Source organism: Nocardia sp. NPDC058705, from assembly GCF_042749305.1.
In the GTDB taxonomy this organism is placed as follows: Bacteria; Actinomycetota; Actinomycetes; order Mycobacteriales; family Mycobacteriaceae; genus Nocardia.
This window is the reverse complement of record NZ_JBHYRN010000001.1, coordinates 396994-410587: the sequence shown is the minus strand read 5'-3', so window position 1 is coordinate 410587 and position 13594 is coordinate 396994. Positions and strand designations below refer to the sequence as shown.

Here is a 13594-nt window from a genome sequence, read left to right as displayed (position 1 = left end):
GCACCGTCGCGAGCGGGTGGCATGCACGGGGGGTGTCAGGCCGACTGCGGTATGAATTGGTGTTCGAGGACATTGAGCATTCTCGCAGCGGCGGTGGGTGGATCGCCGATGAGGCGTCGTACACGGTCATCGAGATCGTGGGGTTCGGCGTTGCGTGGGCCGGTTCCGTGAGCGCCGAGCTCAGCGATGACGGGTCGGCCGCCGGTACCGGTCAAGCCTGCAGCTTCGAGGACCTCACTGCCTGCTGGTCAGTCCCGCGGTTGTTCCTCCTGAGATGTCGAGACGAATGCCCGGGGGAGCATCGCAACGGCTATCGATCCGATGATCGCGGGAATCATGAACGCGAAGAATCCGATTCGCGGTGAAGTGAACAGGGCCGTCGCCAGCGACAGGTAGCTGGGGCCTGCGATGGCGCCCAGTCGGCCGATTCCCAACCCGTAGCCGAGCGCGGCGCCGCGCAGGTGTTGCGGGTAGAAGCTCGACATGCACGCGATGATCATGTTCTGGCATCCCAAAGCGCCCAGTCCTGCCAGTGCGGAGGCTACAAGCAGCACCGGTCGCGGCTGGTTGGTACTCAAGACCAACAGTGCCAGTGCCGCGAGCAGGAAGGTCAGCGCGGTGACGACTTTCAGGTGGCCGCGGTCGGCGTAGACCGCCAGGGCTACACCGCCTGCGGCAGCGCCGAAGGTGAAGGCGATGGAGAATTCGAGCGAGGAGCTGAGGTTGTAGCCGTTGCGCATCATCACCGTGGGCAGCCAGGCGGTCGTGCTGTAGACGAGCGTCATGCTGGCGAAGGTCGCTGTCCACAGCAGGATTGTGCCGGTGCGGCGACTGGGAGCGAGCAGGAGACCGACCTGTTCTCGGCCGGATTTCGGGGCGGAGCGCAGGCTCGGCGTGGCAGGCAGCATTCGCCAGATGAACGGTGCCAGCAGAATCGGTACAGCGCCGATGAGGAAGATCAACTGGAAGTCGTGCTGGGGCAGAAGGAATCGTCCGAGGAGCGCCGAGGCGGTACCACCGATGCCGATGGAGCCGATGGCGACGGCCAGGTGCAACGTTCGGCGACGTGCGGGAGCGTGGTCGCTGACCAGGGCCCCTACGAGGGGTGCGAGGCCTCCGACACCGATACCGGTGGCGAAGCGCGCCGTACCGAGTAGCGCCATGGTCGGTGCGAGGGCGGCAGCCAGCATGGATACCGAGATCCACGCGACGGCGATGGTGAGGGGGCCGCGGCGACCCCATCGGTCGGCGCACCAGCCGGCCAGGATGGATCCGAAGGGCATCCCGATCGCGGTGACGCTGCCGAGGGTGCCCAGCGTTGTCGGGCCGGCATTCCAGGTCGGGTCGTGCAGCAGGCTGGGCCCGATGGTGCCGAGGGCGAACAGGTCGTATCCGTCGATGAACAGGATCAGACATGCGAGCACCAGCACGCCCGCACTACGCTGGGTGGGCAGCTTGGTGGTAGTGGCCATGGTCGTTCCTAACTAGTTGGTGTGGCCGATTGCCCGGCGCAAGGCTTGTTCTGTGGTTCCGGGCGTTCCGGCGACCCAGGCGACGTGCTGATCCGGTCGGACCAGGGTCAGCTCGGTGGGCTGAGACAGCAGTTCCAGCGGGATTGCGGCCGCGGTGGCCGAGGCGGCGAATTCGGCGACGCGAGGATCGGCGAGGTCTCCGACGAGGGTGAAGCCTGGTCCGAGACGGTCGTAGAGCGACTCGCCCGGTGAGAGCCAGCGATGGGCGAGGCGGCCGCCGGTGCCTGCGGCGACGATCGGCGACCCGTCGTAGGTGTAGTCGAGAACCAGTCCCAGGCTGTGGAATTCCGCGTCCTTCGTGCGCTGGATCCGCTCGGCGATGTCGGGGCGGATCGTGGCGAACTGATCCTCGGCAAGGCGCTGGTCGGCTAGTTGCGACGGCAATGTCGCCATGTTGGTGGCGGCCTCGTCGATGGTGTGTGCGGCGATCGGTCTGCGTTCGCTCTCATAGCTGGCCAGCAGCGATCGTGGTGCCCAGCCGGCGACCACCGCCGCGAGTTTCCAGCCGAGGTTGATCGCGTCGCCGACCCCGGTGTTGAATCCGTGTCCGCCCCAGGGTGGGTTGAGGTGGGCCGCGTCTCCGGCGATGAACACCCGATCGGTGCCGTACCGGTCGGCCAGCAGCATCTTCGCGGTCCAGGGATCGGTCGCGATGATCTCGACATCGATGGCGTCACCTACCAGGGCATGCACGATGGCGCGCGGATCCGCTTCACCGGCCTGCTGGTCGACCCCCTGCGCGATACACCACCAGGTGTCGCGCAAATCGAGTCGTCCCATCACCCCGGGCCGGTCCGATTGCACGATCCAATAGTGCACCGCGGGGCCGTGCGGGACCCGGTCGGCGAGCGCGGGTGCGCGAAACACGATATTGAAATTCGGTCGTTCGTCGGCGGATCCTTCGTATCGGGCGCCGATGGCCTCGCGCACGGTGCTGTGGGCACCGTCGGCGCCGACGAGGAAGTCGCAGGTGATCCTGGTGAGGTTTCCGTCGCCATCGACCACCTGAGCAACGATGCCATCCGGGCGCTCGACGAAGGAACGCAGTGATCGGCCGGTCTGCAGCTGGGCGTATTCGGAGGTGGTGACCGCGGCACGCAGCACTTGTTCGACTGCGGGCTGGGGTATCTGCTGGCCTGGTTCGGCTGCGCGATCAGAGCCGCCGAGTTCGAGGCCGAAGCACTTGTCGAATCGGGTGATCTCGTTGCCCAGCAAAGCTGTGGCGAAGACGGCTTGATCGGACCATTCGACGGGCAGCCCGGCGCGGTCGCGGATGGTATCGGCCAGCCCCCAGCGGCGGAACAGTTCCATCGTGCGAGCCGATGTCGTCTTGGCTCGTGGTCGCAGCCACGACACCTCGCTGCGTGGTTCGACAATCAGTGAGCGCACCCCGTGATGCGCGAGTTCCATGCCGGTGGCGAGCCCGACGGGCCCGCCACCGCAGATGAGCACGGGGACGTGGACTGTCATTTCGCCGGACTGGGTGCAGGCTGGTTGATGGTGGTGAAGTACTGCACTGCCGCCATGACCGCGACCGGCGCGGTGATCAACAGCTGACCGGCCACGGTGCCCAGCGCGCCGATCGCGAGGATTCCACCGATGCAGCCCACGGCCGCCGCGGGAATGAACGGACCGAACAACCCGATGATGGTGGCCGAGGCGATGGTGGCGCCGGCGATCCCGCCGAGTACGCAACCCACCGCGGCTCCACCGATGCCACCGACGACCGTGCCGACGCTGGCGCCGAGGGCGATCGTGCTGGTGAGCCGCGACCATGCGGCTTGTTCGCGTTCGTACTGGGTGCGCCACGGTGCTTGGTCCTCGTAGGGGAGGGCGACCGGCTTGTACACGGCGTGAGCGCGATCGAACTGGGGCGTCAGGGTGGCGGTTCGATCGTGAACCTGCGCGGCGATCGGGAAGACGAAATCGTCGACGCGGAAGGACAGTTCGGTACCTGCCACGACGGTGCCGTTGGTGGCGCGAACGGTGAAGACGCCGTTGTCGACCGCCATGGAACCGGCATCGGTGCTGATCGTGGTGGAGTGCTCATCGGTGCGGGCGGTGAATCCGACACCGTTGTCCTCGGGCGTGGCGTGCGCCGATGGTGCGATCACGGTCAGCAACGCGGTGGCCGCGAGGGTGGAGGCGGCGATGGTCTTCCTCATGGGGGTCCTTCGGGGTCGGGCGATTGCGGTGCATCGTTGCGCCGCAAGGGGATCGGAGGTGGTGGGGGCGCGAGGTTCAGGCGCCGGTCGAGTGCGCGCCGGTCATGAGTGCGGCCAGGTCATCGGGTTCGAGAAACGATGCCGGTGGCGGTGGGCCCCAGGCGTAGAGGCCCTGCAATCCTTCGAGGACCTGGGGCGACCACAGCTCGTCTTCGCCGATGGTGTCCATGTCGGAGTAGTACTCGGAGAAGTTTCCGGCCGGATCACGCAGGTACCAGAAGAAGTTCGCGCCGGCGAAATGGCGTCCGAGTCCCCAGGTGTGGCGTTCCGGATGGTCTTCGAGCATGCGGTGCGCGCCGCGGCCGACCTCGTCGATGTCGTCGACCTGCCAGCTGGTGTGGTGCATGAAGTTGACCGGCGCGGCCATGACCAGCACGTTGTGGTGCTCGACCGAGCAGCGCAAGAACGCCGCCTTGTCGCCCATGTAGTCACTGATCTTGAACCCGAGTCCTTCGGTGAAGAAGCTGCGGGTGGTGTGCAGATCCGTGCTGCCGATGACTACATGTCCGAGCTTGCGCGGTCGAACCGGGTCGCTGCGCTCGAGGAAAGGTGCTCTGCCCCAACGATCGATGCGATCCGGCCCGTTGTACGCAGTCCTGGCTACCGCGGGCTCGATGCGGATGCGGGGGCGCACGGAAACGATGACCGGGGTCCCGGTGACGGGTTCGATGGCACGCACCGATTCGGCGGTTGCCTGATTCGGCACTCCGTGCGCGGTCAAGCGCCGTGCGGTGACGGCGATGTCGTCGGGATCGTCCGCGGCGACGGTCAGTTCGAGTAGCCGCCTGGTCGGCGCGTGGGAGAGACGGAGTTGTTCACCGCCGTTGCGGGTGGCGAATCGACCGTCGCCGAGGTGTTCCAGGCCGAATTCGGTGTAGTAGGAGATGGTTTCGGCGACATTGGGAACGCCGATGCTCGCTGCGGCGAGACCGTGCAGTGGCATGGGTGCTCCTACTCCGACGCGGTGTTCTGGAAGAGCTGGTGCAGTTCGCCGATGCCTTCGATGCGGCTGTCGAGCCGTTGGCCGGGCTGGATGAAGCGCTGGGGATCGCGGCCGACGCCGACTCCGGCCGGGGTGCCGGTGAAGATGACATCGCCGGGGAACAAGGTCACGGTGCGCGACAGGGTCGCGACGAGATCGGAGACGCTGAAGATCAGGTCGCGGGTACGGCCCTTCTGCAGTTCCTCACCGTCGAGGGAACACTGCAGTTCGAGATCGTCGGGGTTGTCGAACTCGTCGGGTGTCACCAGCCACGGGCCCTGCGGGGAGAATCCGGGGAACGACTTGCCGAGCCCGAATTGTGGTGCGGGGCCGCGCAACTGGGAAACGCGCTCGGAGATGTCCTGTCCGGCGGTGAGGCCCGCGACGTGCTTCCACGCCGCTGCCGCGTCGATCTGGTGGGCCGACCGGCCGATGACGACGACGAGTTCGATCTCCCAGTCGACATTTCCGCCGGTGGGCAGCGTGACGGTGGAGTCGGGGCCGGTGAAGCTCGAGGCGTACTTGGTGAACACCGGAGGCAGATCGGTCGGTGCCTCGAACCCGGATTCTGCTGCGTGCGCCCGATAGTTGAGGCCGACGGCGAAAACCTGACGTGGACTGGGGGAGGGGGCGCCGAGATATTCGCGCTGGACTCCGACCGCATCGAAGGCGAGTTCGCCGCAGCCGCGTACCCACTCGGTGAAAGTGTCCCACTGCGCGTAGACGGCGGGAAGGTCAGGGCCGAAGCGGCCCTCGGACGCGGTGGCGATGTCGACGGCTTGCTCGTGGCCTTCGGTGCCGACGATGAGTGCCGCCCGGTTTCGATAGTTGGCGATACGCATGAAGGGTGTTTCTCCTCTATGTTGTGTTCAGTCAGCCGACGTGCGCGGTGACACGCAGGCTCGTGCGGTATTGCGACACCATCTGCGCGATGTCGTCGAGATCGGAGACCGTGGCGAAGATGTAGTGGTCGGGGCGTGCCAGTACGGCTTTGATCCGGTGATCGGCGAACCATCGGGTCCACCCGCCGTCGAAGTCGCGCAGATCAGCAGTGCCGCCGGCACCGATACTGAAAGCTCGTGTCTCGCTGGCGGAGAGCTGACGCATCGACTCGGCTCCGAGCAACTCGTGTGCGCAAGCGTCCGCATGGATCAGCAGGACCGCCCCGGAACCGGTGGCGTCATCGAGAAGTCGTGGCAGGCGATCGTGTTCGATCACCAGTTGCGGAAGCAACGTCCCACGCAGCCCCGCTGGGTCCGGTTTTTCCGCGATGACTCCGGGACCGAGGATCGGCTGCGCGGTGATCGGCAGCACGACGGCGGGATTCGCGCCGCCGGCGATCATCCGTGCGTCACGCTCGTTCGCCCGGTTCTCATCGAGCACGCAGATCACCTTGCCCAGCTCCACCGACATCGAGATCGCGTGTTGCAGATGGGTTTTGCGTTCGTCTGTGTAGGTGTCGAGCAGCGACAGCTCCGAGACTCCGCGCAGCACCCGGTCGAGTTTCCAGCTCAGATTGGCCGCGTCGCGGATGCCCGAGCACATGCCCTGCCCGGCGAACGGAGGCATGAGATGGGCGGCGTCGCCGGCGATGAGGACCCGTCTCTGCGACCACCGTTGCGCCCATCTCGCGCTGAAGGTGTAGACGCAGTGGCGTTCGAGGTCGGTGTTGGCCGGGGTGCGGCCCCACGGTTGCAGCAATCGCCACACGGATTCGGGGGTGTCCAGTTGTTCGGCGGGTTCGCCGGGCAGGCGCATGAATTCCCACCGTCGTCGACCGGGGCCACCGGACACGATGGTCGTCGGCCGAGCCGGATCGCACAGTTGCCAGTTCTGCGGTGACCAATCCCGATCGTCGAGCGGCACCGTGTCGATGATGAGCCAGTCGAAGTAGAACCCGAGATCGGTGAGTTCGGTATCGAGATGTTCGCGGACCGTGCTGTTGGCGCCGTCGCAGCCGAGGACGAATCGAGTGGCGATCGACCCGCCGTCGTGGAGGGTTACGGTCGCACCGAAATCATCCTGTGTGATGCTGACGACCTCGGTGCCGCGCCGAACAGTGACGTTGTCCATCGTCTCGACCGCGGTGGCGAGGACCTGCTCGAGCTGTGGCTGGGAGAAGAAGTTCGCGACCGGCCATCCGTTGGGGCCGAGTCCGGACCAGTCGATGCTGACGAGTACGTCATCGGCGCGGTTGCGCCACTCATAGCAGTCGGGCACCGGTTCCGAGACTGCCCGCACGGCGTCGGTGAGCCCCATCGACTGGAACACCCGGCCGATCTCGTCGTCGAAATGGACTGCCCGCGGCAGCGGATACGGTTGTCTCCATCGCTCGATGACCAGCACGTTGTGGCCGTAGCGGCCGAGCATTCGGGCCGCTGCCAAGCCCACCGGTCCGGCGCCCACGACCACGACGTCGTGTGTGGGCTCTCGATTCGGCCCCATTGCCTGCACCTACTCCCTGACTGAGGTCTGGATCACAGTCACAGTAGGGAGATGTTCTACATCGCAAAAGCAATGTCCTGTCTATCGAGACAGGTTCCAGGCAGAGCTGGGAGTTTCCTCGGACGAGGTCAGGCGTCGCGGAGTTCGAGTTGGTGAGAAATCGCCGCGGCCGCGTCCCGGACGGCGGCCTCGACGTTCTTCAATTCCGCGCGGGGGATTCTGGTGGCGAGGGCGGCGATGCTGATCGCGGCGCACACCGAACCGGACGCGTCGCGGATGGGGGCGGCGACGCCGAGGATGTGGTCGTCGAGTTCCCCCTGGGAGATCGCCGTGCCGCGCTTGCGGATGTGCACCAGGCGTGCGCGCAGGGCATCGGGATCGGTCAGGGTCTTGGCGGTGAATCGCTCGAGCGGTGCTTGGTTGAGGACCGAGTTGACCTCGGCGGGATCGGCCCAGGCCAACAGGACCTCCGCGGCGGCGCCGGCGTTGATCGGCAGCACGTGACCGCGTTCGTAGGAAAGTCGCACCGTGTGTTGCGGTTCGACCAGGTCGAGGCAGACAACCGAACGGCCGGAGCGTCGTGTCAGCAGCACTGTCTCGTTGACCGTGGCCGCCAGCGCTCGCATCGGCGGCATCGCGACATCGGTGAGCCCGAGTCCGGCGCGGGCCAGGCGCGAGAGTTCGAAGATGCGGGGACCGAGGCGGAAACCGTTGGTCGCTTCCTCGATGAATCCGGTAGAGACCAGGCTCTGGATGTAGCGGTACCCGGTCGATCGGGCCACGCCCAGTTGCGCGCCGATCTCGGCGCCGGTCCACACCGGCTTGTCGGCGGTGAACAGCAACAAGATGTCCAGCGCGCGGTCGGCGGTGGAATTGCGCTCGCGATAGGCGCCAGGGGCGCGGGTTCGTCCGGTCATGAACACACAGTAGAACCCCGAGCTAGTCCTGTAAATCAGGACATTGCTTACGAAAAGCGGGACATCGCTCCTACTGTGACGGGCATGACATCACCGCCGATGAGGGTCACCCGATGACGCCGCTCGCGCCGCACTGCGATACCGAGGTCGTAGTTTGCGGAGCCGGCCCGGTGGGCTTGACCGCAGCTGCCTTGCTCGCGGCTCGCGGTATCGAGGTCGTCGTCCTGGAGCAGAACACCTCTACCAGCGACGAGCCGAAGGCGATCAGCATCGATGATGAAGCCCTGCGGGTATTCCAGCAGGCAGGCATCGTCGATCAGATCATGCCGGTTCTCGTGCCCGGCACCGGAACCCGCTACTACGACCGCGCGGGTTCGCCGCTGTTCCACGCCAAAGGTCCGCAACCCTTCCGGCTGGGCTTTCCCTTCAAGAACCCCTTCGCGCAGCCGGACCTCGAGCGGGTGCTCGCCGATGCTGTGACGCGGGCGCCGAATGTCGCCGTGCGTTTCGGGAATCGGGTCAGCGGTTTCGACCAGCATCCCGACCATGTGCGGGTGCACGTCGAGACCGCGTCGGGTGCCTCGACCGTCACGGCCCGGTATGTCCTTGGTTGCGATGGTGGACGCTCGGCAACCCGGCTGCTGCAGGACATCGACATGACCGGTCGCAGCCACGACCAGGTGTGGTTGGTCGCCGACACCGTCGAGGATCCGCACACCGAGCGCTTCGCGATGCATCACGGCGACCCGGACCGCCCGCACGTGATCGTGCCCGGCCTGCACGGTCGCTGCCGCTACGAGTTCCGCCTGTTCGACGGTGAGGGTGACCCGAAGCAACCGCCCGACTTCGAGCTGATCCGCAAGCTCGTCTCGCGCTATCGCGTCCTGGAACCGCACCAGGTCGAACGTGCGGTCAACTACCGATTCAATGCTGTGGTCGCCGACCGATGGATGATCGGGCGCAGCTTCCTGCTCGGTGACGCCGCCCATATGATGCCGCCGTTCGCCGGGCAGGGCCTGAATTCGGGCATCCGTGACGCAGCCAATCTGTGCTGGAAGATCGCTGATGTCCTGGCCGGAATTCTCGATGCCGACGTGCTCGCCAGCTATCAGCGGGAGCGGTTCCCGCACGCGCTGGCCACGGTCCGGATGTCGGAACGACTGGGCCGGGTCGTCATGACTACCTCGCCGAGCATGGCGGCGCGTCGCGATCGCCTGGTCGCCGCCGCGTTGGCCACCGGGGACGGACGCGCGTATCTGGAACAGATGCGTTACCGCCCACCCCAGCACTACACCGACGGGCTCGTCGTTTCCGGTGATCTGCCCGCACAGGTCGGTGTTCCGCTCGGTCAACCGCTCGTATTCGATACCGCCACCCACTCGGTGTGCCGATTCGACGATGCACTCGGCACCGGGTGGTCGCTGATCGGCATCGATGTCGGCGACGAGCATTGGCAGGGTGTCGCCTCGATCCTCACCGCTCTCGACGCGACATCGGCCCAGCTGACGCTGCGAGACCACATGCCCGGGCGGGGCCGTCGCGCCCTCATCGATGTCGACCATGCGCTGAACAGCGAATTCACCGCCTACGCAGGACGATTCGTGCTGGTTCGGCCAGATCATTTCGTCGCTGCCGCATGGACGCCCGATCACACCGAAGACGTCGTCGACCGGGTCCTTTCCTGGACACCCGGCGCGGTCGTCCACAACACGTCTCGAGAAGGAGCAGTCAGCCATGGATAAACCGCAACGGATCGTCCTGCAGGAGCGAGATGCCGCCGGGACACTGACCCGAACAGCGGTGTCGCACATCGGCTTCTCCGTCCCCGACGTCGCCGCCGCGGCACAGTTCTACGGCCGAGTCCTCGGTCTGGTCGTGCACGAGGAGCTACCCGGCGGTGGTCTTCGCCTCGGCTGGGGCACCGGCCATCATGTGCTCGATCTGACCGAAGGCGCGAAAGGTCTGCGCCACTACGGATTCGAAGTCCGCGACGACGGCGGGGTCGATGGCATCGCTGAACGACTCCTGGCCGCCGGGCGCACTGTCGGTGTGCTCGACGTATCGTATGTCGATTCCGCGGTCGGCGACTGTCGTGCCATCACGACCACCGATCCGCACGGCACCGAGGTGCACTTCCACGGGGCGGTGCAGCGACAGGGCGAGAACGCCGCGGACACCGGCCGGCGCCCGATCAAGTATCAGCACATCACCCTCGGCACCGACAGCGTGCAGTCCATGGTCGCGTTCTTCGTCGACACCGTCGGGTTCCGCATCTCCGATCAGCTCGAGGACGGGCGCTTCGCCTGGCTGCGCTCCGACCGCGATCACCACACCCTCGCGGTGGTCGATGTCGGGCGCGGCGGCGATATCGACCACTACTCCTACGACCTGGCCGAGTGGGCGGACTTCAAGTCCTGGTGTGACCGGCTCACCGACGAGAACGTCGAGGTGACCTGGGGCCCCGGACGCCACGGCCCAGGAAACAACCTGTTCGTCTTCTTCGACGACCCGGCGGGAAACCACATCGAACTCTCCGCGGAGATGGAGAAGTTCCACGACGACCGCGTGACCTATGTGCCGCGGCGATGGCGCCCGATCCCCAACACCGTGAATCTGTGGGGCGGCCAGCTCGCCTCCTGGCGTAAGACCAGCGAAGGGAACTGACCCATGGCCTACACCACCTACGTCCACGACGGCATCGTGCGCGTCGGCGAAATCAACGGCACCGCCGTGGTGCCGTTGGCAGGGTTCACCGAACTCGGTGCTACCACCACCGTCGATGACCTTCGCGCTGCGGCTCGCGTCACCGAAGCGAAAGTTCCACTGCACGAGGTACGGCTGCTGCCCGTGGTCCCCAGACCGGCCAAAGTGTTCTGCGTCGGGCTGAACTACCACGCGCATGTCACCGAGACCCACCGCGAACTGCCGACCTATCCGGTCCTGTTTCCGAAATACGCCGACAGTCTGCTCGGCGCCTACGACGACATCGTGCTTCCCCCGGAAGCGACGCAGGTGGACTACGAAGGCGAGCTCGCCGTCGTCATCGGCCGGTCAGGACGTCGGATTCCGGAGAGCCGGGCGCTCGATCATGTGCTCGGCTATACAGTGGCCAACGACATCACCATGCGCGATTACCAGTACAAAACCCACCAGTGGGTTCAGGGAAAGGCCTGGGACGCGAGCACGCCGCTCGGCCCTTACCTGGTCATACCCGAGGAAGCCGATATCTCGACCGCGGGGATCCGAACGATCCTCAACGGCGAGACGGTGCAGGAATCGGATCTGTCGAAATTGATCTTCTCGATTCCTCGGCTGATCGCGACGATCTCCACCTTCACCAGGCTCGATCCCGGTGACGTGATCCTCACCGGCACGCCTGGCGGTGTCGGCTATCGACGCGACCCCCAGGTGTTCCTGCGCGACGGCGACCGGATCAGCGTGGAGATCGACGGTGTCGGCGCCGTGCACAACGTTGTCCGCGACGCCGCAGCCGACTCGAACGAGGAGCAGAACCGATGAACACGGCCCGACCCCCGCAGCCCTCGATCGCGCGCACCCACACCCTGCGCATGCAAGGTGACTGGGGTGCGGCCAATCTGCACCGGGTCTGCGGGTGGGTAGGCCAGGAACTCACCGCCCGCAGCGGACCGGGAACGCGATTCGCCATCTGGAACGGACGCGGCTTTGTCGACGGTGTCCATGCGGTGGCACGGGGAGAAGTCGATGTCGCGATGGTGACGCCGGCAGCCTTCGTCAGCGCGGCGTTGGACGGGCGCGGGGTGTACGAGGGTGAGGCGCATCCGCAATTGCGGGCGCTGGGCACGGTGCCCCAACGCGACCGGCTGGTCTTCGGCGTACACCGCTCACTCGGGATCACCACCTTCGAACAGTTGCGTGCCGCCGCACCGCAGTTGACGGTGGCGACCGCACCCGATGACGGCATCAATCACGTCGGCATAGCCGCACACGCGCTACTCGAACGATCCAAGGTCGACATCCTCGGTTGGGGCGGCAGCTTCCTCTATGCCGAACAGCCGTTTCCCGCTTTCGATCATGTGCTGGCAGGTCGGGCGAATGCGATCGTGCAGGAAGCCGTCATGGTGGGGCCGTGGCAGAAGTTCGGCGGCGACTACCATTTTCTCGAAGTAGAACCAGAGGTGCTCGCCTCGCTGAACAACGACCTGGGCTGGCCGTCGGCGGTGGTCTCGGAAGGCTGGTTCCCCGGGGCGCCGTCCTTCCATACCCTCGACTTCTCGGATTTCCTGATGGTCACCTCGACGGATTTGCCCGACGACATCGCCTACGCGATCGCCTGGATCCTGGGTGAGACCCGCGAGGTGATCGAGCGGCAGTACGCGCATCTGACACCCGAGCGCAGTCCCATCACCTATCCGCTCGACCCGGTAGTCATGGGACGTACACCTATTCCCCTGCATCCCGGCGCGGCGCGCTACTACGACGCGCTGCCGACGAGCTGACCGCACCCGAAGCCCCCGAACCGAGGAGTCCTCATGCATGTCATCGAAGACATCATGATCATGGGCGCAGAACAACCTTTGCGTAGCGTTCGGCGCGACGAACAGCTCCTGCTCGCGCCGCCGCATCCGGCCAAGGTCGCGCTCAAGCTGTGGAGCGAGCATCCGCCGCTGGCTGTGGTGCACTTCCCCCAGGCGTATCTAGCGCAACCGTTCGCGCCGCCGCGCGCGGTCTACGAAAGCGATCAACTGCGCGTCGAGTGGCAGACGATGAACAACCGTCAGCCCTTCTATCACCGCAACTGCGATGTCGACGAGATCTCCTTCCAGGTCGCCGGCGAGCGAACCCTGATGACCGAACAGGGCGTCATCGAACACCGGCCGGGGGAATTCTCGCGGATTCCGCGCGGTGTGGCCCACGACAACTATGGGCGCAGTGAAAGTCATCTGCTGTTCTACATTCCGGCCCCGGTCCGGGAGCTCGAAGCCGGGATCCGGCAGTCGCAACCGGTGTTTCCACCATTTCCGGGCTGGTCGCCGAGCGCGTGGAACGAGGCGATCACACAGTGCATGGGCGCGCGCGGCCATGATGTCACCGTGTTTCCGATCGACGAGCAACTCCTGCTCGATCGGGTGCACGAGGAAACGGACCGCATGCAGGTGCTTCGGGGCTCCGGCTCGGGGGTGGACTGGCTCTACGGAAACGATCGGTTCAGGCTCGGGGTCGTTGCCTTCGCGCCCCAGAGCGAGACGCGTCGGTACCGGCGCAATCTGGACGCCGACGAGATCCAGTACCAGATCAGCGGTACCAGGACCCTCGTTTCGCAACGTGGGACGGTCGAGCTGGGACCAGGCGATTTCGTGAGAATTCCGCTCGGAATCGCCTACACCACGGTCAGCGCCGGGACGGGGGAGTACATCTGCCTGCTGTCGAGTACCGAACTGCCTCAGATCGCCCCGACCGACCGAACCGCACAACTCGTCAGCGCCGACCAACGGCCAGTGTGAAGGACCACCG

The 13594-nt window shown here is 65.9% G+C and carries 12 protein-coding genes; 5 read left to right on the top strand and 7 right to left on the bottom strand.

What is annotated here, in order from left to right; all coding sequences use genetic code 11:
• Positions 1-248: 248 nt before the first annotated feature.
• The 7 genes from ACFW6D_RS01920 to ACFW6D_RS01890 form a co-directional block, all read right to left on the bottom strand.
• Positions 249-1472: an MFS transporter gene (locus ACFW6D_RS01920; RefSeq protein WP_379323778.1), complete on the bottom strand. Its 1224-nt coding sequence runs from the start codon at positions 1470-1472 to the stop codon at positions 249-251.
• A 12-nt stretch (positions 1473-1484) separates the two neighbouring features.
• Positions 1485-3002: an FAD-dependent monooxygenase gene (locus ACFW6D_RS01915; protein WP_379323776.1), complete on the bottom strand. Its 1518-nt coding sequence runs from the start codon at positions 3000-3002 to the stop codon at positions 1485-1487.
• Positions 2999-3697, bottom strand: a complete 699-nt coding sequence (locus ACFW6D_RS01910; RefSeq protein WP_379323774.1) for a hypothetical protein — start codon at positions 3695-3697, stop codon at positions 2999-3001. Before ACFW6D_RS01910 ends, ACFW6D_RS01915 begins: the two co-directional genes overlap by 4 nt.
• Positions 3698-3773: 76 nt before the next feature.
• Positions 3774-4700 (bottom strand): VOC family protein, encoded by a 927-nt coding sequence (locus ACFW6D_RS01905; RefSeq protein ID WP_379323772.1) that lies wholly within the window; start codon positions 4698-4700, stop codon positions 3774-3776.
• 8 nt (positions 4701-4708) lie between these two features.
• Positions 4709-5581 carry a fumarylacetoacetate hydrolase family protein gene (locus ACFW6D_RS01900; RefSeq protein ID WP_379323770.1) on the bottom strand — a complete coding sequence of 291 codons (873 nt, stop codon included), beginning with the start codon at positions 5579-5581 and terminating at the stop codon, positions 4709-4711.
• A gap of 31 nt (positions 5582-5612) precedes the next feature.
• The gene (locus ACFW6D_RS01895; RefSeq protein WP_379323768.1) at positions 5613-7184 is read right to left on the bottom strand and encodes a bifunctional 3-(3-hydroxy-phenyl)propionate/3-hydroxycinnamic acid hydroxylase; all 1572 of its coding nucleotides are present in this window, start codon (positions 7182-7184) and stop codon (positions 5613-5615) included.
• Positions 7185-7312: 128 nt separating this feature from the next.
• Entirely contained in the window at positions 7313-8101 is a 789-nt protein-coding gene (locus ACFW6D_RS01890) for an IclR family transcriptional regulator (protein WP_379323766.1), read from the bottom strand.
• Positions 8102-8214: 113 nt separating this feature from the next.
• On the opposite strand from ACFW6D_RS01890, the gene ACFW6D_RS01885 reads away from it, so the two are divergent.
• The 5 genes from ACFW6D_RS01885 to ACFW6D_RS01865 are packed head-to-tail and all read left to right on the top strand — an operon-like array spanning position 8215 to position 13584.
• The gene (locus tag ACFW6D_RS01885) at positions 8215-9843 is read left to right on the top strand and encodes a bifunctional 3-(3-hydroxy-phenyl)propionate/3-hydroxycinnamic acid hydroxylase (RefSeq protein ID WP_379323764.1); all 1629 of its coding nucleotides are present in this window, start codon (positions 8215-8217) and stop codon (positions 9841-9843) included.
• Positions 9836-10765 carry a VOC family protein gene (locus ACFW6D_RS01880; protein WP_379323762.1) on the top strand — a complete coding sequence of 310 codons (930 nt, stop codon included), beginning with the start codon at positions 9836-9838 and terminating at the stop codon, positions 10763-10765. Before ACFW6D_RS01885 ends, ACFW6D_RS01880 begins: the two co-directional genes overlap by 8 nt.
• Before the next feature lie 3 nt (positions 10766-10768).
• Entirely contained in the window at positions 10769-11620 is an 852-nt protein-coding gene (locus ACFW6D_RS01875) for a fumarylacetoacetate hydrolase family protein (protein WP_379323760.1), read from the top strand.
• Positions 11617-12579 carry a TAXI family TRAP transporter solute-binding subunit gene (locus ACFW6D_RS01870; RefSeq protein ID WP_379323758.1) on the top strand — a complete coding sequence of 321 codons (963 nt, stop codon included), beginning with the start codon at positions 11617-11619 and terminating at the stop codon, positions 12577-12579. Before ACFW6D_RS01875 ends, ACFW6D_RS01870 begins: the two co-directional genes overlap by 4 nt.
• Before the next feature lie 33 nt (positions 12580-12612).
• A complete protein-coding gene (locus ACFW6D_RS01865; RefSeq protein WP_379323756.1) occupies positions 12613-13584 on the top strand; it encodes a hypothetical protein in 972 nt (323 codons plus the stop codon).
• The last annotated feature ends 10 nt before the right edge of the window (positions 13585-13594 follow it).